Annotated in this window: 16 protein-coding genes and 3 riboswitches; of the genes, 6 read left to right on the plus strand and 10 right to left on the minus strand. The window is 68.6% G+C overall.

Annotation, left to right across the window (positions count from 1 at the left end):
* From TBU01S_RS03575 to TBU01S_RS03590, 4 genes are all read left to right on the plus strand, one after another.
* Positions 1-278: hypothetical protein (locus TBU01S_RS03575; RefSeq protein WP_157659089.1), on the plus strand; the 278-nt coding region annotated here is incomplete at its 5' end.
* The gene (locus TBU01S_RS03580; protein ID WP_068635270.1) at positions 275-2,374 is read left to right on the plus strand and encodes a TonB-dependent receptor plug domain-containing protein; all 2,100 of its coding nucleotides are present in this window, start codon (positions 275-277) and stop codon (positions 2,372-2,374) included. The genes TBU01S_RS03575 and TBU01S_RS03580, both read left to right, overlap by 4 nt.
* A gap of 139 nt (positions 2,375-2,513) precedes the next feature.
* Entirely contained in the window at positions 2,514-3,050 is a 537-nt protein-coding gene (locus TBU01S_RS03585) for a MotA/TolQ/ExbB proton channel family protein (RefSeq protein ID WP_068635271.1), read from the plus strand.
* A complete protein-coding gene (locus tag TBU01S_RS03590; protein WP_245650842.1) occupies positions 3,047-3,442 on the plus strand; it encodes a DUF2149 domain-containing protein in 396 nt (131 codons plus the stop codon). The genes TBU01S_RS03585 and TBU01S_RS03590 overlap by 4 nt, the downstream gene beginning before the upstream one ends.
* A gap of 79 nt (positions 3,443-3,521) precedes the next feature.
* Here the strand turns inward: TBU01S_RS03590 and TBU01S_RS03595 are convergent, their stop codons facing one another.
* The 10 genes from TBU01S_RS03595 to TBU01S_RS03640 form a co-directional block, all read right to left on the minus strand.
* Positions 3,522-4,106: a CBS domain-containing protein gene (locus tag TBU01S_RS03595; RefSeq protein WP_068635272.1), complete on the minus strand. Its 585-nt coding sequence runs from the start codon at positions 4,104-4,106 to the stop codon at positions 3,522-3,524.
* 188 nt (positions 4,107-4,294) lie between these two features.
* Positions 4,295-5,113, minus strand: a complete 819-nt coding sequence (locus tag TBU01S_RS03600) for an ABC transporter ATP-binding protein (protein ID WP_083953449.1) — start codon at positions 5,111-5,113, stop codon at positions 4,295-4,297.
* Positions 5,110-6,108: a FecCD family ABC transporter permease gene (locus tag TBU01S_RS03605; RefSeq protein ID WP_068635273.1), complete on the minus strand. Its 999-nt coding sequence runs from the start codon at positions 6,106-6,108 to the stop codon at positions 5,110-5,112. Before TBU01S_RS03605 ends, TBU01S_RS03600 begins: the two co-directional genes overlap by 4 nt.
* Positions 6,105-6,983 (minus strand): ABC transporter substrate-binding protein, encoded by an 879-nt coding sequence (locus TBU01S_RS03610; RefSeq protein ID WP_068635274.1) that lies wholly within the window; start codon positions 6,981-6,983, stop codon positions 6,105-6,107. The genes TBU01S_RS03605 and TBU01S_RS03610 overlap by 4 nt, the downstream gene beginning before the upstream one ends.
* Positions 6,984-6,987: 4 nt before the next feature.
* Positions 6,988-7,557 carry a DUF7676 family protein gene (locus TBU01S_RS03615; RefSeq protein WP_068635275.1) on the minus strand — a complete coding sequence of 190 codons (570 nt, stop codon included), beginning with the start codon at positions 7,555-7,557 and terminating at the stop codon, positions 6,988-6,990.
* A gap of 57 nt (positions 7,558-7,614) precedes the next feature.
* Positions 7,615-9,606: a TonB-dependent receptor plug domain-containing protein gene (locus TBU01S_RS03620; RefSeq protein WP_068635276.1), complete on the minus strand. Its 1,992-nt coding sequence runs from the start codon at positions 9,604-9,606 to the stop codon at positions 7,615-7,617.
* 222 nt (positions 9,607-9,828) lie between these two features.
* Positions 9,829-10,030, minus strand: a riboswitch (cobalamin riboswitch).
* A 30-nt stretch (positions 10,031-10,060) separates the two neighbouring features.
* Positions 10,061-11,095: a FecCD family ABC transporter permease gene (locus tag TBU01S_RS03625; protein WP_083953451.1), complete on the minus strand. Its 1,035-nt coding sequence runs from the start codon at positions 11,093-11,095 to the stop codon at positions 10,061-10,063.
* On the minus strand, positions 11,092-11,817 hold the full coding sequence (locus TBU01S_RS03630) for an ABC transporter ATP-binding protein (RefSeq protein WP_217999558.1): 726 nt from the start codon (positions 11,815-11,817) through the stop codon (positions 11,092-11,094). Before TBU01S_RS03630 ends, TBU01S_RS03625 begins: the two co-directional genes overlap by 4 nt.
* A gap of 80 nt (positions 11,818-11,897) precedes the next feature.
* Positions 11,898-12,935, minus strand: a complete 1,038-nt coding sequence (locus TBU01S_RS03635; protein ID WP_068635278.1) for an ABC transporter substrate-binding protein — start codon at positions 12,933-12,935, stop codon at positions 11,898-11,900.
* Positions 12,936-13,062: 127 nt separating this feature from the next.
* Positions 13,063-15,018 (minus strand): TonB-dependent receptor plug domain-containing protein, encoded by a 1,956-nt coding sequence (locus TBU01S_RS03640; protein ID WP_068635279.1) that lies wholly within the window; start codon positions 15,016-15,018, stop codon positions 13,063-13,065.
* 152 nt (positions 15,019-15,170) lie between these two features.
* Positions 15,171-15,393, minus strand: a riboswitch (cobalamin riboswitch).
* 138 nt (positions 15,394-15,531) lie between these two features.
* Positions 15,532-15,843: riboswitch (cobalamin riboswitch) on the plus strand.
* A gap of 140 nt (positions 15,844-15,983) precedes the next feature.
* On the opposite strand from TBU01S_RS03640, the gene TBU01S_RS03645 reads away from it, so the two are divergent.
* Positions 15,984-18,104: a TonB-dependent receptor gene (locus TBU01S_RS03645; RefSeq protein WP_068635355.1), complete on the plus strand. Its 2,121-nt coding sequence runs from the start codon at positions 15,984-15,986 to the stop codon at positions 18,102-18,104.
* On the plus strand, positions 18,104-19,126 hold the full coding sequence (locus tag TBU01S_RS03650; RefSeq protein WP_083953453.1) for an ABC transporter substrate-binding protein: 1,023 nt from the start codon (positions 18,104-18,106) through the stop codon (positions 19,124-19,126). Before TBU01S_RS03645 ends, TBU01S_RS03650 begins: the two co-directional genes overlap by 1 nt.
* Positions 19,127-19,185: the final 59 nt, after the last annotated feature.

Consider the following 19,185-nt stretch of genomic DNA (forward strand, 5'->3'; position numbering starts at 1 on the left):
AACGCCTCGACTACCAGCCCGCCAGCAGCATGGTCGGCGACTACGTGCAGACGCTGGCCGTGGGCTTCGGCCTCGAGTCCGCCGGCGAGCCGGCGCAGGGCGAGGCTGCCGGTGCCGCCGCGCCCGAGCAGGTCACCGGCCAGGTGCTGGAGCAGGTCCAGGCCGAGCAGGGCGCCGCGCCCGCGCCCTGGTTCGAACTGCTGCTCGCCGCGCTGACCCTGCTCGCCTTCCTGGGCGGCATGCTGCGCCAGTGGCGTGTCCGGCCGTTGGCGCCATGAGGCCAGCCGCTGCCATCGCATGCAGGACCGCCGCCGGTGCGGTTGCCTGCACGCTGGCCCTGGCCGGCTGGGCGGTGGAGCCCGACGCCACGCTGCTGCCCGAAGTCGGCGTCAGCGCCACTTTCGACGCCCTGACCGAACAGCGCCTCGCCCCCGGCGTGAAGCTGGTCATCGACACGGACGAAATCCGCAGCCTGGGCGGCCTGTCGGTGGCCGAGGTGTTGCGCAAATTGCCCGGCCTGGAGCGCGCCGGCCACGGCGCGGACTCTGCCGCTGCCGGCGCCCGTGGGGTGGCGCGCGACGCGGTGCTGATCCTGGTCAATGGCGAACGCCCCACCGCCAGCGGCCGCCATGCGCTGACCCTGGTCGGCCGCCTGCCGGCCGGCGAACTGGAGCGCATCGAACTGCTGCGCGGCAGCTCGGCCGAATTCGGCGCCACGGCGGAAATCGTTGTCAACCTGGTCATGAAGGCGCCGGTGAGCCAGCGCAGCGCCTCGCTGCGCGTGGTCGGCGGCCAGCGCGGCGACGAGCCCAACGCCCAGCTCACCGCCAGCCTCGGCGGCGGGGAGGGCGGCTTCAGCTGGCTGCTGCCGGTCACCGTGAACCGCCACCGCATGCCGGTCGACAGCCGGCAGTGGCGCATGCTGCCGGCCGCGTGGTCCGCCGAAGCGCTGTCCGGCCATTACAGTGTCGATGAGCTGATCTTGTCGCCGCGGCTGTCGTGGAAAGCCGGCGACACCCGCCTGAGCCTGTGGCCGAGCTATTACCGCAACGATGGCCTGCGCCGGCAGACGGCCGAGCGCGGCGGGGCCGGCGAGCCCCTGGCGGCCGCCCGCCACGACCGCGAACGCAGCGCCTTCCGCATCGCTCGGCTGCGCGCCGACGGCGAAACCCGCGTCGGTGCGGACGGCAAGCTCAGCACCCGGCTGGCGCTGATGGACGGCGAGCGCGACACCCGCACCCGGCGCACCGGGCCGCTGTCGCCGGCCTGGTCCGAAGCCCTCGACCGCCACGAACGCGAATTCACCGGCTCGCTGCGGCTGGACCAGGCGCTGGCCGAGACCCACCTGCTGTCGCTGGCGCTGGAGGGCGCGGCCTTTTCCCGCCATGACCGGCAGGCGCTGGATGCCGCGAACCACCGCCATGTGGTGCGCGAGCGCAATGCCGCGCTGTGGCTGCAGGACGAATGGACGCTGAGCGAGGCGCTCACGCTGACCGCCGGCCTGCGCCTGGAAGCCGCCCGCCAGCATGCCGGCAGCGGCTGGCACGGCGAACGGGCGGCGTCGCCCTCGCTCGCACTGCGCTGGCAGGCGGCCGAGGCCTGGGTGCTGCGCGCCTCGGCCGGCACCGGCCTGCGCGTGCCCAAGCTGGACGAGATCACGCCGCTGGTCACGCGCAGTACCGAGTACAACACCCCGCTGGAAGCCGACGTCGGCGGCAATCCCGATCTCTCGGCCGAGCGCGTGCTGCGCGTGGAGTTCGGTGTCGAACGCTATCTCGCTGGCGAGAAGAGTGTGCTCGGCATGAACCTGTATGCGCGCCGTACGCGCGACTTCATCGAGCGCCGCAGCGCGCTGGAGGCCGGACGCTGGGTGGAGCGCCCGTACAACGCCGGCGACGCCCGCCACTGGGGCGTGGAACTGAGCGCCAGGCTCGACGCTGCGCTGCTTGCCAGGGCGCTGGACGGCGGCAGCCTGCGCGCCACGCTGACCCTGCCGCACGCAAGGGTGGATGACGCGCGCCTGGGCATCCGCCGCATCGCCAACGACACCCCGCGCCATCTCTTCAGCCTGAGCTACGAGCACGCGCCGGCGGGCGCGGCCACCCGCTTCGGCTTCCAGCTCAAGCACAGCGGCCCGGCGCGCACCCGCCTGGGCGACGAGCGCATCGCCCGCATCCGCAGCGGCTCCCGGCTGGACGCCCATGTCACCCGCCAGATCGCCCGCGGCGTCGATCTGCGCCTGTCGGTGGACAACGTGCTCGGCGCCGACGAGCGCCAGCACCGCCATGCGCGCCATGGCGCGGAAAGCTGGCGCCTGGACGGGCGCGACGGTGGCGAACGCACCTGGCTGCTGGCGCTGGAAGGCAAATGGTAGGGCGCAGCCCCAGCTCTCCTCGGACGGCACTTCGACCGGGAGGCCGAGGCGCTGCTGTTCGAACATCCAATCGGGCAGGCGATGACGCGTTCCGCTTTCGTCGTCCGCGTATTTCCACTTTCCCCGGAGAAAAAGAAGCATGTCGCAAATCGTCGAATCGGCCATGTACGGCCTGTCCCAGTTGTTCCTGCTGCCGGTGCTGCTGCTGGTTGCCGCCTTGTTCTTCTACGCCTTCTACGCGCTCGGCTGCTTCGTCGTGCAGGCCAGGCAGCGGCAGCGGGGCGAACTGCGCGCCTTCGAACTGCGCGCGGCGCTGAGCGAGCGCCCGGGCCTGCACCTGACCGCGCTCGAAGCGATCGCGGTCAAGCGCCTCGAAATGCTGCGCATCGCCAGCCGGGTCGGTCCGATGCTCGGTCTCGTCGCCACGATGATCCCGATGGGGCCGGCGCTGATGGCGCTGGCCGATGGCCAGTTGCAGGAAGTCAGCCGCAACCTGATGGTCGCCTTCTCGGCGGTGATCCTGGCCCTGATCGCCTCGGCGATCACCTATGGCATCGCCAGCGTGCGGCGGCGCTGGCTGGCGACCGAACTGGCCGAGATCGAGCACGAAAACCTGCCCGAGGCGCAGGAGTACGACGACCCCGTGGCACCGCTGGCTGCGGAGGGCGTGCTGTGAGCATCCGCCCGAACGCTCCCGCGGCGGCGCTGCCGCCGGCCAGGGCGCGCGGTGCCGGCGGCCCTCGCCGTGCCGGCCTGCGCCTGATGGACGACATCGAGGCCGACGATCCCATCCTGTCGGTGGTCAACCTGATCGACGTGTTCCTGGTCATCATCGCCGCGCTGCTGCTCGCCGTCGCCAGCAACCCGATGAATCCCTTCGTCCAGGAAGACGTCACCGTCATCAAGAACCCCGGCCAGCCCAATATGGAGATGATCGTCAAGAAAGGCGAGATCATCGAGCACTACCAGGCCAGCGGCGAGATCGGCACCGGCGAAGGCTCGCGTGCCGGTGTGGCCTATCGGATGAAGGACGGCTCCTTCATCTATGTGCCTGAGACGGACGAGTAAGGCATCATCTGGATGAACTGCGGCGGGCGGAGGGCTTCGTCCGCCGCCGCCGCAGGCCGCGAATTCAGTTCGCCAGGATTCAGCCCGCCAGCGCCGCCTCGATTTCGGCGAAGGTGCGCGGCAGGTCGAAGCCGAGCACCGGCACGCCGAGCAGGCGGCCGATATGGGTGGCAGAGAACAGGCCGCGTACGCGCGGCTGGCCGGTCGCGGGGTCGGTATCCTCGATCAGGATGTGCTGGCGGCCGAGCTTCTTCAGTGCCTCCAGCACGTCGGCGACGCGGGCGGTCAGGATTTCCCCGAGATACAGCGTGTCGATGGTGGCGATCGGCGTCATCAGGTCGCCGACCGTCAGTTCGTCATGCCTGCAGGAACGCGAGCGGGCGATCTGCAGCGGCTTTTCGCCGAGGATGTCGCGCGCGGTGATGAGGCCGGCGACCCGCTCCCGTCCGTCGAGCACCATCAGCAGGCGCACGCCGCGCGAAATCATGCGGGTGTTGGCTTCGCTGACCGGATCGTCGGTGGTGATGGTGACTGCGTTGACGCGGGTGAAATCGGTCATCGCCTCGACGGCGGGCGAGTCCGCGCCGATCAGGTTGAAACCGGGAATGCAAAGCGAGGCGTTCGGGGACAGCTTGTGCGCCTGTACACGAGTCGGCAAGGTCATTGTGTCTTCCTCCAGCGGATCATTGATATTGTTTGTTTGCAGGCACCAGGGCCGCCGACCACTCTAGCATCGTGGGTTTTGGGCTGCACGGGTGTTTTGACCATTTCGAGACCTATGCCGCAGCGGCTCGTGGCGGCATGTAGCGGATGCGAAGCGGCGCTCGCCGTGCGCCTTTCATCCGGCCCTGGTCATGCGGCTGCGCTGTTGCTTGCCACTGGATCGCCGCCAGCAGGCTTGCCGTTTTTCCCGGTGAGCTGCCACGGTACCGGCAGCCGCAGGCCGCCGTGCTCGAAGTGCAGTGCCCGGATGCCGAAGGCTTCGGCCAGCAGAGTGTCGTCGAACACTTCGCGCGGCGCGCCGGCAGCCAGCACGCGGCCCTTGTGCAGCAGTACCAGGCGGCTGCAGAAGCGGGCAGCAAGCGTCAGGTCGTGCAGCACGACGCCGATCGCCAGGCCGGCGGCGGCTTCGGCGGCGAACAACTGCATGATGCTGATCTGGTGGGCGGGGTCGAGCGCGGCCAGCGGTTCGTCGGCCAGCAGCACCTTCGGTTCGACGGCCAGCGCGCGCGCCAGCATCACGCGCGCACGTTCGCCGCCCGACAGCGTCAGCACATTGCGTTGGGCCAGCCCCAGCGCATCGGTCGCGCGCAGGACGCGATCGACGATGGCTGCATCCTCCGGGCCGTCGCCGCGGCCGTGGGGCAGCCGGCCCAGCGCCACCACCTCGCGTACCGGCAGCGGCCAGTGGGCGCTGTGGCCCTGGGCCAGATAGGCGATGCGGCAGGCGCGTCCGTTCAGGGAATGGGTTTGCAGTGGCCGGCCATCGAGCATGATCCGGCCGCTGCATGGCAGCAGTCCGGCCAGTGCCTTGAGCAGGGTGGATTTGCCGGCGCCGTTGGCGCCGATGATGCCGGTCAGCTCGCCTGCCCGCAGTTCGAGGTCGATGCCTTCGATCAATTGCCGGTCGCGCACGGCGACGCCGAGATTCTTGCCGGACAGTACGCTCATGGCATCTCCCTGCGGGTGCGCAGGATCAGCACCAGGAAGAAGGGCGCGCCGACCAGCGCGGTGAGCACGCCGAGCTTGAGTTCCGGCCCGCCGCCGTGCAGCAGGCGCACGCCGATGTCGGCCAGCATCAGCAGCACTGCGCCGGCCAAGGCCGACAGCGGCAGCAGGCGGCCGGGATCGCCGCCGGCGAGCGGGCGCATCAGGTGCGGCGCGACCAGACCGATGAAGCCGATTGCGCCGGACACCGAAACCGCCGCGCCGACCGCTGCGGCGCTGCCGACGAGGATACGAAAGCGCAGCCGGCCGAGGTCGATGCCGAGCGAGCGGGCAGTGTCCTCGCCCAGGGTCAGCGCCCGCAGGCCGCGGCCGCAGCCCAGCAGCAGCACGGCGCCGGCGGCGATGAAGGGCAGCGCGAGGCCGACGTCGCGGCTGCTGCGGTCGGCCAGCGAACCCATCATCCAGAACACGATCTCGCTCATCGCGGTGGGATTGGGCGACCAGTTGAGGATCAGCGAAATCAGCGCGCCGCACAGCGAGGACACCGCGACGCCGGCCAGGATCAGCGTGGTGGCGCCGGTGTGGCGGCCGGCGAGGGCGAACACGAAAGCCACGGCAATGGCCGTGCCGGCGAAGCCGGCCAGCGGCAGCGCAAGGTAGAAGGCGTCGGCGAAGCCGGTGTACAGCGCCAGCACCGCACCCAGCGCGGCGCCGCTGGAAACGCCGAGCAGGCCGGGTTCGGCCAGCGGGTTGCGCAGCAGGCCCTGCATCGCCGCGCCGGCAATGCCGAGCGCCGCGCCCACCGCCAGGCACAGCACGGTGCGCGGCAGGCGGATGTCGAGCAGGATGCGCTGCGGCACCAGGTCGCCGGCAAGCGTGCCGGCGATCAGGCGCCGGGGGCTGAGGTCGACGTAGCCGATCATCAGCGACAGCGCTGCGAGGCCTGCAAGTGCGATGGCGAGTCCGATCACTGCCAGCCGGCTGCGGGAGAAGCTCATCGCTGTCCCCCCTCGGCAGCGAGCAGTGCTGCGGCGTCGAGATTCCATGGTCCGCCGCAGACCGTCAGGCGCGCCGGCAGTACCACTTCGTGCGCGCCCAGCCCGGCGATCGCCGGGTGCTGCAGCAGGCGGTTGCCCAGCGTCGGCGTGCCGCGGCGGTAGTCGCTGCCGATCAGCACGTCGGGAGCATGTTCGACGAGCTTTTCCAGCGGCAGGATGCCGTAGCCGGCGAGGCCGCCGCGGGCGGCGCCGTTGTCGTGGCCGGCGGCGGCGAAGATGTCATGGTACAGCGTTGCGCTGCCGGCGCTGTAGCCGCCGGAGGCGAATTGGGTGGCGAGCGGGCGAGGACTGCGGTGGCTGGCTTCGAGCTCGGCCAGGCGCTCGGCGAAGCGGGCGATGATGGCTTCGCCGCGCGCTTCCTCGCCGACGGCGCGCGCCACGCTGCGCAGTTCGGCGGCGACCTCGTCGAAGCCGTTGGCACCCGCCACCACCAGCACCGGAATGCCGAAGCGCCGCAGCATCGCCGTGGTGTGGCGGGTGGTGTAGGCGCCGACCAGCACCAGATCGGGCTGCAGGGCGAGCACTTCCTCGGCGTTGCCCCAGGCGATCGGCAGGCCGCGGGCCTGTTCATGCAGCGCGGTGCTGAAAGCATCCTGGCTGAGGAAGGAGAGTGCGGCGATGCGCTCGCGCCCGACCAGTTGCAGCAGGATCTGGTCGGTGCACAGGTTCAGCGACACGATGCGCTGCGGCCTGGCAGCCGGTGCCGCTGCGGTAGCCGGCTGCACACCGGGCCAGATCGCAGCGAGTACGAGCAGGTACAGCCGCAGCGCAGTTGCGTACACAGGCCGGCGCAGGCGCATCATCGACAGGGGCATGGTCTCAGCCGCCGCACACCAGGCCGCTGCCGCTGCGGTCGAGCGGATCGGGCGGCAGATCGAGATAGGCGAGGCGCAACTCGTCCCAGGCTTTCAGCTTCGACCAGTCGGGCTCCGATGCGAGCCGGCCTTCGTCGTTGAGGAAGGGGTTGGGCAGGAAGACCGTCACCTGCTGGTCGCCGGCGGCGGTGAACATCCGCACGCCCCAGGATTTGGGCGCATCGTCGTTGCCGAGTACCCGGTAGAACTCGGCGCGCCCGGTGCGCCGCTTTGCAGCGAGTTCAGGCGTGGTGCCGCTGAAGTGGCCGATGCACAGGTGGAAGTGCCAGGCGCCGAAGTCGACGGTCAGATAGCCGTCGAGCAGGCCGATGTTGACCGGCGCGTTGGGTGCGCGAATCTCCCATACTGCGCCGGGCACCAGGGTGCCGAAATGAATGCCGCGCCAGTGGCCCTGGAAGATGTCCTTGACCAGCATCCACAGCGTGTTTTCGTCGGTGGGCAGCGACCAGATCTGGACGCGGCCCAGGCCGGGTTCGTCGATCACCGGTGGTAGCACCGTTGTCGGGTTGTTCATGGCGTGTTCCTCGAAGCGGCGCGGGCCGGCCCGCGCCGCGGGTGGTGGTCGACTGCTTCAGAAGAAGCGGTACTCGATGCCGACGATGCCGTAGACGCCGGGCTGCTCGTAGCCGAGGCCTTCCGAAACGTCGGCGTCGAACAGGTTCTCGACGCGGGCGTACACCGCCGTGTCCTTGTTGAGCGCATAGCGGGCGGAGACGTCGACACGCACGTAGTCGTCCACCCAGTCGCGCTGCGTCCAGTCCAGCCGGCGGCCGGTGTAGTAGGCGTTGATGCCGGCGCTCAGCGGGCCGCTGGCGTGGAAGGCGCCGAGGTTGGCCTTGTGGCGGGCGATCAGCACCGTGCGGGCGTAGTCGGCCCCGGCCTTGCGGGTATGCGAGTCGGTGTAGGTGTAGTTGCCCTTGAGCGTCCAGGCTTCGTCCAGTGCCCAGGCGAAGCTCAGCTCGAGGCCGCGCGTGCGCTGCTGGTCGGCATTGGCGTACATGCCGAAGCCGCCGAACGGGTTGTTCGGGTTGGCAATGCTGGCGTCGTAGATCACGACATCCTTGACGCGCGAATGCCAGGCGGTCGCTTCCCAACTGAAGCCGGTGTCCGGCACCAGTTGGCGGATGCCGATCTCGGTGCTGCGGCCGCTTTCGGGGCTGAGCGAGGTGCTGCCGTAGTTGGGGTTGAACAACTGCTGCAGCGTCGGCGCGCGATAGCTGGTGCCATGGTTGGCGAACAGCGTCACCGAGCCGAGCTGGTAGCTGGCGCCGACGCTGCCGGTGGTCTTGTCGCCCCAGACGTCGTAATCATCATGGCGCAGGCCGGCAGCCAGCGTCAGGCCGCTCGCACCCACCGCGTATTCGCCGTTGAGATAGAAGGACTTGCGGTCGGTGTCGCCGTCCAGCTCACCATATTGCCCCCACTGCCTGGCGTCCGATTCGTACAGTTCGATGCCGGCCAGCGCCTTCAGGCCGCCGGCCTCGTAGCGCAGGCTGTAGTCGAACTCGGTGCTCTTGTCCTTGTAATAAGCGGCTTGCGGGCTGCCGTTGTCGAAGATCGGTACCGCGTCGCCCCGGTTGTAGATGTTCATCCAGTCGGGGGAGAAACCGTCCCAAGGCGCGGTGACGTAGCCCAGCAGGCCGTCGTCGCGGTCCAGCGTCTTGCGCCGCGATTCGGTCCAGCCCGCTTCCAGGCGGTGGCTGAGGCGGTCGCTGAGCCGGTGTTCGAGGTAGGCGCTGACGACTCGGGTACGGGTGTCGTTATAAGCGTTGGGGTCGGGCAACTGGCTCGCCCAGTAGGTCGGATGCCCGCTGCTGCGGGTGACTTCGGTCAGATGGGCGAAGCTGAAGCGATTGTCGGCGTGCCAGGCAGACAAGCCGGCGTCGAAGTTCGCCGAGCGGTAGTCGAGCGAAAGCTGGAGCTCTTCGTCCTTGAATTCCTCGTGCCGGTGAACGCCGTCGCTGTCGGTCTTGGAAGCGTACAGCGAGCTGCTCAACTGGCCGTCGCCCAGCTCCACCACGTGTTGCCAGCTGCCCTTGAGCTTGCGCCAGCCGAGCGAGCCGGCCTCGGCCGCGATCGACAGTCGCGGTTCCTGGCTGCCGCGCCTGGTGGTGATGGAGATCACCCCGGCGGTGGCGTTGGCGCCGTACAGCACGGCCTGCGGGCCGCGCAGCACTTCGATGCGCGAGATCGTCGACGGGTCGATCTGGCCCAGCAGGCTGCCGACGTCGCCGGAGCCGGGCTGGTTCAGCGTCATGCCGTCGACCACCACCAGCACGTGGCCGGCGCCGAAGCCGCGCATCCGCAGGTAGGTGTATTGGCCGGGGCCGCCGACCTGCTTGAACTCGATGCCGGCCAGGCTGCGCAGCACCTCGGCGACGTCGGTGTAGCCGCCGCGGACGATGTCTTCTTCCTCGATCACCGAGGCGGACTGGGTCATCGTGAACTGCGATTTCTCCAGCTTGGTGGCTTCCACCACCACGCCGGCCAGGGAGGTGTCGGCAGCATGCGCGGCCGGCAGCAGAACGAGCGCGGTGGCGGCGCCCAGCAGGGGATGTCTCATCGGGTCAGGCTCCAGAAGGAACTCGCCGCGACGGAATGGTTTCACAGGCATTCCCGGCCACGGGCTGTGCCCATGACCATGTTGCCCGGCGCTGGCCGGACGATGCGGAACAACACTGCGAACAAGATGAAATCGGCGCCATCCGTTGCGGTAAGTGTAAACAAAACAAATGTTTACGCTACTGCAGCGGCATGGCCGTCCACCCAGAGCCCTCGCTCGATGGCGCAGTAACTTGCATTGGCAGGTCTCCTGACTCACGCTTCAACGCTGATCGTCACCTTCCCACCCGTACCCGGGCAGTGGTATGCCGACGATCCGCTCGGCGCTTACAGTTGCGAGGACAGCCACGGATTTCCACCGTGTTCCCTTTTCAGCCCGGTGCTTCCGATGACGGAGGCGGGCGCGCAATGCTGGGCGCGACTATTGGGTATCCATGCACGCTTGTCAAGAATGCTCAACGCCGCTGGCTGTGGAGCATCAGCAGGAAGTAGATGCCACCGATGCCGGCAGTGATGATGCCGACCGGCAGATCGGACGGCGCGACGACGACGCGTGCCAGCCAGTCGGCGGCCATCAGCAGGGCGCCGCCGAGCAGCGCGCAGGCCGGCAGCAGGCGCAGATGCGCGCCGCCGGCCAGATGGCGTGCCAGATGCGGCACCACCAGCCCGACGAAGCCGATCGCGCCGGCCTGGGAGACCAGCACTGCGGTCATCAGCGTCGCCACCAGCAGCAGCGCGAGCCGGGTGCGGCGGACATCGATGCCCAGCGTGGTGGCGCTTTCCTCGCCCATCGTCAGGGCATCGAGCTGGCGGCCGTGGTACAGGCAGTACAGGAAGCCGGCGGCAACCACTGCGGCGGGCAGCGCCAGCATCGGCCAGCGTGCGCCGCCCAGGCTGCCGAGCGCCCAGAACAGCGCCGACTGCGCTACCTCGCGGCCGCCCCAGTAGATCAGGAAGTTGCTCGCCGCCGAGAGCAGGAAGGCAACCGCGACGCCGGCCAGCACCAGCCTTTCCGGCGCTTCGCCCCGCCGCGGGAAGGCAGAGCCGGCGACCAGTGCCAGCGCCAGCGTGGCGCCGCAGAACGCGGCCAGGGCAATGGAGGTGGTGCCGACCGAGGCACCGGCCAGCGTGATCAGGCCGACCACGCCGAGCGTCGCCCCGGCCGACAGGCCGAACAGGTAGGGGTCGGCGAGCTGGTTTCGCGTACCGGCCTGCAGCACCGCGCCGGCCACGGCCAGCCCCGCGCCGACCAGGAAGGCGAGCAGCATGCGCGGAATGCGCAGCCCCAGCAGGATGCGGGCCGAGGGGCTGTCCAGTACCCCGGAAGGGTCGCCGTGCATTGCCGCGTGCAGCAACTCGTACAACTGTGCCGGCGTGAAACTGAGCGTACCCTTGAGCAATGTGCCGACGGCGAGCGCCAGCATGCATGCAGCCAGGAGCGACAGGCGCATCGGATACGGCAGGTGGGGCCGGGCGGAAAGGCGGTTCATGGCGTCGGTTTCGACGGGTAGAACGCCAGCCAGGGGCGCCCGGTGCGCGGATCGTCCAGCACTTCGCTATCGACGCCGAAGACTTCCCTCAGCAGGCTGGGCCGCAATACGTCCACCGGCGTTCCGCAGGCCACCGCAGTGCCTCTGGCGAGCACCAGCACGCGGTCGCAGTAGCGTGCGGCGAGATTGAGATCGTGCAGCGAGACGACCGCGCTCAGTCCCAGCGCCCGCATTTTCTCCAGCGCATCGAGCTGGTGGCGGATGTCCAGATGGTTGGTGGGCTCGTCGAGCAGCAGCAACACGGGATCGCGCACCAGCGCGCGGGCAAACAGCACGCGCTGGCGCTCGCCGCCGGACAGCAGGGCGAAGCGGGTGTCGGCGAGGGCATCGAGTTCGAAGGCGGCCAGCGCGCGCGCCACGGCGCCGTCGTGGCTGCTGTCCCACCACTGCCAGCGGCCGATTCGCGGCAGCCTGCCGGTGGCGACGATGTCACGCACGCTCAAGGCGAAATCGGCCGGCGTGTCCTGCGGTACGACCGCCGCCTCGCGGGCGAAGTCGCGTGCCGTCCATCGCCAGATGTCCTTGCCGCGAAGCCGGACCTGGCCGGCGCTCGGCCGCAGATGGCGGTACAGCAGGCGCAGCAAGGTGGTCTTGCCGGCACCATTGGGGCCGAGCACGCCCAATACTTCGCCGGGCTGCAGCGCGAAACTGATGCCGCTCACGATGGCCTGCCCCGGTCTGCTGTGCCAGGCGAGGGCGTGGGCCTGAAGCAAAGGCCCGGCAGGAGCAGCGCCCGACATGCTCATTGCACCGCGGGAGGCAGCTTGGCTGCCACGGCGTGCAGTTCGCGTGTCAGCCGTTCCAGCACTTCGCCGCTCTTGATGCCGGGCACGGCCGCGGTGAAGCGCAATTCGATGAAGCGGCCGTCGCGCACGGCCGGCAGGGCCGACAGGATGGGGTCGTGCAGCAGGAAGCTGCGCTTGTCGGCGGCGCTCGACCAGTTGGCATCGATCAGCACGATCACGTCCGGCGAGTGCGCCACGACCTGTTCCCAGGACACGTTCCCGCGGCTGAGATCGAGGTCGTCGAAGACGTTGCGGGCACCGCTGAGCGACAGCATGGCGGTGACGAAACCACGACCGCCTTCGACGATGGGCGCGCGCAGATCGCTGTCGAACACCAGCACATTCACCGGTCGCGGGAGCGGTTGACCGCGTGCCGCCGCGATCTGCGAGGAAAACCTGTCGGCCAGGGTTTGCGCCCGCTGCTCCGCGCCGAGCAGCCGGCCCATCGTCCGCAGATCGTGCAGAACGTCGCCAAAAACATCGGCAGTGCGCTGCATGGGATCGCAGGCCTCCTCGACGAGATAGCTGCCGATGCGTTCGGCACTCAGCGCATCGCGTGTGCCCGGCCCGCGTCCAGGCATGAAGGCGGTGGCGAAGCCGGCGACGAGGAAATCGCTTTCATGGGCGAGCACTGCCTCCAGCGACGGGTAGCGGCGGGCGATGACCGGCACGCCCTGGTACAGGCCGCTGGCTGCTGCCTCGGCATCGTCGTCGAGCCAACTGACGCCGATCAAGCGGTCCTTGCCGTCCAGTGCCAGCATGAGGTCGGCGGCATGCTGATTCAGCGCGATGATGCGTTGCGGTGGATGCGGCAACTGCCATTCCTGCCCGCAGTTGCGATAGCGCAGCGGTGCCGCATCGTCCGTGCTGGCGCCGTGTGCGGGCGTGCCGGAGATCAATGCCGGCGCAAGCAGCAGCGCTGGCGCGAGCCTTTGTGCCAGGGAGCGGCAGGCGGACAGGAAGGCAGCTGGCAGGGCGGACGGAATGATGGGCACGGTGCGGTTTCGTGAGGGTTCGGCATGCCGGCAACGTCATGTACGGCGGCCGTGGGGCATGGATGGCCGAGTGGAAGCTTCGGCCACGCTGCCCGCAACGCGGCGGGCGGCGTGTGGCGCGAGTGAATCAGAAGCGGTAGGTGTAGCGCAGTTCGGCGTTCAGCGGCCGGCCGAGCTGCGGCACCAGGCGGCTGCCGTTGGTGATCAGTGCGGTGCCGTAGTCGCGATCGAACAGGTTCTCCACCAGCAGGCTCAGCTTGTGGCTGCGCGCGGCATCGAGATGGTAGTAGGCGCTGGCATCGACGACGGCATAGCGGCCGTATTCGACGGTGGCGTTGTGGGCGATGTCGGCAATGAAGCGCCACGCCACTTCGCCGCCGAAGCGGGTATCGCTGCTGTCGAAATTGACGCGCGCCCGCGCCATCCAGGCCGGCACGCCGGTCAGGCGGGAGCCGTTCTGCGCTTCGCTGAGGGTACGGGTGTAGTCGCCGCCGATGGCCCAGTTGGGTGTCAACTGGAACTGGCCGTCGAATTCGATGCCCTTCACGTCGATTTCGCCGTCGCTGTTGTTGTACTGGCCGCCGACGACGGAGATGAGGTCTTCCACCTTGCGCTTGAACACCGTGGATGACAGGCGCAGCGGCAGGCTGGATGTGCGCGAAATCCAGTCGATGCCCAACTCGTAGTTGCGGCTGCGCTCGGGCTTCAGGCCGGGGTTGCCGAGCAGCCCGTCCTCGAAGGAGTAGAGCTGGTAGGCGGTGGGCAGCTTGAAGGCGGTGCCGATCTGGCCGCGCAAGGCCCATTGGTCGTCGAGCTGGTAGCGCGAACTGAGGTTCCATACCGTCGCGCTGCCGCCGCCGCTCATTTTCTCGTGGCGCACGCCGACGGCCGGCTGCCACTGCGGCATGGACTTGAACACCGGGCGGAACTGCACGTAGGCGCCATAGGCTTCGGCCTGGTGGTCATGCACTTCGGTGACGTCGTCGCGGGCGCGGTAGCGCTGGCTGTCCACGCCGAACACCAGTTCGTGCGCGCCGGGCAGCACGGCGGTGGCCTGGGCCTGCAGGCCCCAGTCCTTGAAGCCCCAGTAGTCCTTGTCGTTGATCACGCTGATGCCGCCGCCCGGCAGGTTGTAGACGCGGGTGTAGTCGGTGTCCCACTTGTTGAAGTGGCCTTTGACGAAATAGCGGAAGCTGTCGCTCGGCGCATGTTCGAAGGTCGCCGTCAGGATGTGATGATCGCGGACGTTGCGCGTGTCGCGGTTCTGCGTCGGCCGGGCGAAATCGAGATCGGCATCGGTGTATTGGTAGAACAGCTCGGCGCGCGCATTGCTGCCGAAGTTCTGCGCCAGCTTGGCGCCGACCGTGGTGACCTCGTAGGCGCGCTTGCGCTTGGTCAGCGTCGCCGTGGTGTCGCTGCGGCGATAGGGCTCGTAGCCGTCGGATTCGTTGTGGCTGGCGAAGGCGAGGAACTCGAATGCGCCAAGGCCGTTCTCGAACACGCGCTCGACGCGGCCTTCGGCATTGATGCCGCCGAAAGTGTCCACGCCGAGGCTGGCCTGGCCGGAATACTCGCGGCTCTGGGCGCGGCGGGTGACGATGTTGATGACGCCGGAAATGGCCTGGGTGCCGAAGAACAGGCTCTGCCCGCCCTTGAGCACTTCGATGCGCTCCACCGCGGCAGCCGGCAGCGTGTCGATGTAGATGCCGCCGTACAGGCGGTTGTTGAGGCGCACGCCGTCGAGCAGGATCAGCGTGTCGTCGGTGCGGCCGCCCAGCAGCGATACCGCGGTGTAGTCGAAGGGGCCGTTCTTGGGCGCGATGAACAGGCCCGGCACGTACATCTGCAGCACCCGCGCCACGTCCGCGCTGGGGCCGGCGCGCTCGATCTGCTCGCGGGTGACGATTTCGGTCTTGCTGCCGAACCGGGCCAGTTCGGCGGTGGTGGTGGTTTCGACCGACGGCGCTTCGATCACGACGCGGTTGAGGGTGACGGCAGGCGTCGTTGCCCACAGCGGCTGGCACAAGGCGGCGCCGGACAGCGCCAGCGCGGAACGAAGGCGTTGAGGGATGGAAGTTGTCATGATCTATCGCATTTCGGCGCGAACGCCTGCAAACGGCAAAAAGTACGTGCAGACCGTGCGTCCTGCGGCGACAGCAGGCAGTTGCGGCAAGCGACGGAGAAAACCTCTGCCGATACGCGCACAAAAGACGGACAACCCACACCCCGGAGTTGGTACTTCTTCCTGATCCGGCCGGTCTTCTGGCTCGCCTTCGACCGATGCCGCCGCCTTCCCGGGCGGCGCGAGCGGCCCAGTGGCATGGATGGCGGCATCTGAAAGGTTTACAGCAGCGGGGGCTGCGCCGGAATGGCCAGGCTGAGAGCCTGGCGTACCGGACTTCCCGTTTCACCCGGCCGCGCGGCTGCGCGGACGGACACCGGATCAAGTGGCGGCGAGCATACGCAATCGGATGGGCTGCCGCAAGCGCGGGCCCGGCACTGCCGACGTCTGCTGCCAGGCGCCGGTTCCGCTGCCATGGCTATATACTGCCTGCCTTCAGCAAGGTGCCGCGCCGGCTTGCGCACGGCACCCGCTGCAGAGAATTACAGGTGCCGGCGCGGCTTCGATGAAGCCGCCCGGTTAAACGGGAACAAGGTGCGTACGGCCGGAGCGATCATCGTTCCGGCCGTGCAAGGCCTTGGCTGCCCCCGCAACGGTAAGCACATCGGGATTCACCCCGGCTCCGGCCGTCGAGCGATCGACGCCGGGGCCAGCCACTGATGCGCCACGTGGCTTCCGGCACGGAAGCGCGCGAACGCATCGGGAAGGCGGTGAGTCCGGTATCCGGCGCTGCGCGCCCGGATACGCTGTGCGAGCCCGGAGACCGGCCTGTTGGCGCCGTGCATCCCGCGTTGGATGCGCGGCATTCGGCAACAGACCGTCTGCGGGGAAGCAGGTGGTGGCTCAAGGCATTTCCGGGCGCTGCGCGCAGGGATGCCGTGAAGTGCCGCCGCGCATGTCCAGACGGTCAGAACTTCGATCTGACCATGAAACTCACCAAATCTCGTGTCTCCTGCCGTACCGCAGCGCAGCTTCGGCCCGTTCCGTTCGCCCTGCTGGCGATGTTCTGCAACCCGTGGCTGTCGGCGCCCGTTATGGCGCAAACCACCTTGTCACCCGTGGAGGTGACGGCCGCGCCCGAAGGCGGCCTGGGCCTGAGCCAGCCGTCCGCGACCGGCAGCCGCACCGGCTTGTCCGCACAGGAGCTGCCCGCCAGCCTGGAGCAGATGGATGCCGACACGATGCGCCGGCGCGGCGACTTCGGCATGGCGGAAGCCGTCACCCGCACGACCGGCCTGACGTCGCAGGGCACCGGCGGCAACGGCGGCCTGTCCTTCTCCGCGCGGGGTTTCGCGGGCGTGAACTCGGTTGGCGTCGCCGAGGACGGCACGCGCATCGGCACCGCCGCCGGCACGATCAACTATCCCAACACCAGTTGGGGCTATGAGCGCATCGAAGTGCTGCGCGGCCCGGCTTCGATCGTCTCCGGCGCCGGCACGGCGGGTGCCGTCATCAACGTGGTGCGCAAGCAGCCCAGCCGCGAGCGCTCCACAGAACTGCTGCTGGGCGTGGGCCAGTACGACACCTACCGCCTGGGCGTGGGCGCCGCCGGCCCCATCGGCGAAATCGCCAGCTACCGCGTCGACGTCTATGGCCATCAGTCGGACGCCAAGCGAGACCATGCGCGTTCGCAGGGCGGCAAGCTCATGAGCACGCTGCGCCTGCAGCCGTCGGGCGACCTGCGTTTCGAACTGCTGGCCGACATCAGCGAACAGAGGCCGGGCGACTACTGGGGCACGCCGGTCTACAACGGCAAGGTGCTGAAGCATCTGCGCCACGAGAACTACAACGTCAGCGACGGCGTGGTCCGCTACAAGGACACCCGCCTGCGCGCGCGGGCCGAATGGACGGCCAACGAGTGGCTGAGCATCCGCAACGAGGTCTATCACTTCGCCTCCGACCGGCACTGGAGGAACGTCGAGGGCTATCGATACGACCCGGCGACGGACACGGTGTCGCGCTCCGACTATCTGGAAATTTTCCACGACCTGGAGCAAACGGGTAATCGCCTGGAGGCGACCATCACCGCCGGCGAGCACAAGGCGGTGATGGGCTGGGAATACTCGCAGGCCGACCTGAGGCTTTCCAACAACGCGCCCTACGGCGGCTCGTCCACCGTCTCGGCGCGCGATCCGATCCATGGCGTGTGGGTGAATCCGGGTATCACCCAGCCCAAGACCGATACCGATACCACCCAGCACGCTTTCTACTTCGAGGATGCCTGGCGCTTCAGCGGCAAGTGGCAGCTGTTGTTCGGCGCGCGCCGCGACCTGAGCGACTACGACCGCCGCGACCGGCTGACCGGCGTGTCCTTCGGCAAGAAGCTGTCCGGCACCTCGTGGCGGCTGGGGCTGACGCACTTCGTCAGCGAGGATCTCAGTGTCTATGGCCAGGTCAGCAAGGGCTACGACCCGATCGACAACATGCTGTCGCTGAGCCTGGCCAACAGCGCGTTCAAGCTCGCTTCGGCGAAGCAGGTCGAAGTGGGCCTGAAGCAGCAGTTCGGCCAGGGCCTGGGCGAATGGACGGCGGCGATCTATCGCATCGAGAAGGACGACATCATCACCCGCGACCCGGTGCAGCCGGCGATCTCGGTGCAGGGCGGCAGCCAGCATTCCAAGGGTATCGAGCTGAGCGCGGTGCTGCGGCCGACCCGCGCCTTGACGCTCGAAGGCAACTACGCGCTGGTCGATGCCGAGTTCGACGAACTGGTCGAAGCCGGCGGTGCCGACCGTGCCGGCAACCGGCCGAGCAACGTGGCCAGGCACATCGCCAACCTGTGGGGCCATTACCAGATCGGCGACTGGCAGGCTTCGCTGGGTGCGCGCCATGTCGGCAAGCGTTACGCCAACAACGCCAACTCGCTGACGCTGCCGTCCTACACCGTGTTCGACGCCGCCGTCAGTTGGCAATACGACCAGAACACCACGCTGCGGCTGCTGGGCCGCAACCTGACCGACAAGGTCTATGCGGCGGCTTCCTATGGCGGCAATTTCATCATGGGCGACGACCGCCGGGTGGAATTGATCGCCGAAATGAAGTTCTGATGCTGCTGGGCGTTGAGGGAACAGCAATGTGGACCGAGCGTTTCCTGTTGGCGGCCGGCGCGGGTGTGCTGGCCGCCTGCGCCCCGGATATACCGCCGGCCATGTCGGCGCCGCTGGCGGCCGAAAGCCGGGTGCAGCCGGTCAGCATCGACGTCTGCGGCGAAACGGTGCGCTACGACAGCGTGCCGCAGCGGGCGGTCACGCACGACGTCAACATCACCGAGATGTTCCTGTACCTCGGCCTGGGCGACAGGCTGGTCGGCTACAGCGGCATCCGCGGCAACAAGAACATCGCGCCGCAATACCGCGAGCAACTGGCCGGCGTGCCCGAGCTGTCCCGCCAGGGCATGAACATCGAAGCGATCGCCGGCGCCGGTGCCGATTTCGTCTTCGCCGGCTGGAGCTACGGCTTCCGCGAAGGCGAAGTGACGCCCGCGGCCTTGCGCGAGTTCGGCATCCAGTCCTACATCCTGACCGAGTCCTGCGTGCGCAAGGTGGCGCGCACCCGGGTATCGCTGGAAGATACTTTCAACGACATGCTCAACCTGGGGCGGATCTTCCGCATCGAACCGCATGCCCAGGCGCTGGTCGAGCAGCAGCGCGCCGAGCTGCAGGCCGTCACCGATGCCCTGAAAGGCATCGAATCGCGCCCGAAGGTGTTCGTCTATGACGGCGGCACCGACAACTTCACCACCTCGGGCCGCTTCGGCATCCCGAACGCGATGATCGAAGCGGCCGGCGGGCGCAACATCTTCGACGACATCCCGAGCAACTGGCCGCGCGGCAACTGGGAAGACGTCGTCGAGCGCAACCCCGAGTGGATCGTCATCATCGACTACGACCACCCCGGCCCGCAGGGCAAGATCGACTTCCTGCGCTCCAAGCCCGAACTGTCCGAAGTGGAAGCGATCCGGCGCGGAAGCTTCGTGGTGCTGACCTATGCCGAAGCCACGCCCGGACCGGGCAACGTGGCACGTGTGCGCACGCTGGCGCAGGCTTTCCACCCCGGGCGCGTGCAGTGATGCAGGCAAGTGGAGCGGAGGTTCGCGCAGGCAGGTCCGCAGCGCCGGGCAGCCGGGCG

It is taken from the genome of Thauera butanivorans NBRC 103042, from assembly GCF_001591165.1.
In the GTDB taxonomy this organism is placed as follows: domain Bacteria; phylum Pseudomonadota; class Gammaproteobacteria; order Burkholderiales; family Rhodocyclaceae; genus Thauera; species Thauera butanivorans.

What these genes read in the sequence shown, in the direction of transcription:
- TBU01S_RS03615 (WP_068635275.1), bottom strand. Translation starts at nt 7,557, where the DNA reads ATGAACAACCCGACAACGGTGCTACCACCGGTGATCGACGAACCCGGC.
- TBU01S_RS03640 (WP_068635279.1), bottom strand. Translation starts at nt 15,018, where the DNA reads ATGACAACTTCCATCCCTCAACGCCTTCGTTCCGCGCTGGCGCTGTCC.
- TBU01S_RS03580 (WP_068635270.1), top strand. Translation starts at nt 275, where the DNA reads ATGAGGCCAGCCGCTGCCATCGCATGCAGGACCGCCGCCGGTGCGGTT.
- TBU01S_RS03650 (WP_083953453.1), top strand. Translation starts at nt 18,104, where the DNA reads ATGCTGCTGGGCGTTGAGGGAACAGCAATGTGGACCGAGCGTTTCCTG.
- TBU01S_RS03605 (WP_068635273.1), bottom strand. Translation starts at nt 6,108, where the DNA reads ATGAGCTTCTCCCGCAGCCGGCTGGCAGTGATCGGACTCGCCATCGCA.
- TBU01S_RS03600 (WP_083953449.1), bottom strand. Translation starts at nt 5,113, where the DNA reads ATGAGCGTACTGTCCGGCAAGAATCTCGGCGTCGCCGTGCGCGACCGG.
- TBU01S_RS03610 (WP_068635274.1), bottom strand. Translation starts at nt 6,983, where the DNA reads ATGCCCCTGTCGATGATGCGCCTGCGCCGGCCTGTGTACGCAACTGCG.
- TBU01S_RS03585 (WP_068635271.1), top strand. Translation starts at nt 2,514, where the DNA reads ATGTCGCAAATCGTCGAATCGGCCATGTACGGCCTGTCCCAGTTGTTC.
- TBU01S_RS03625 (WP_083953451.1), bottom strand. Translation starts at nt 11,095, where the DNA reads ATGAACCGCCTTTCCGCCCGGCCCCACCTGCCGTATCCGATGCGCCTG.
- TBU01S_RS03620 (WP_068635276.1), bottom strand. Translation starts at nt 9,606, where the DNA reads ATGAGACATCCCCTGCTGGGCGCCGCCACCGCGCTCGTTCTGCTGCCG.
- TBU01S_RS03645 (WP_068635355.1), top strand. Translation starts at nt 15,984, where the DNA reads ATGAAACTCACCAAATCTCGTGTCTCCTGCCGTACCGCAGCGCAGCTT.
- TBU01S_RS03595 (WP_068635272.1), bottom strand. Translation starts at nt 4,106, where the DNA reads ATGACCTTGCCGACTCGTGTACAGGCGCACAAGCTGTCCCCGAACGCC.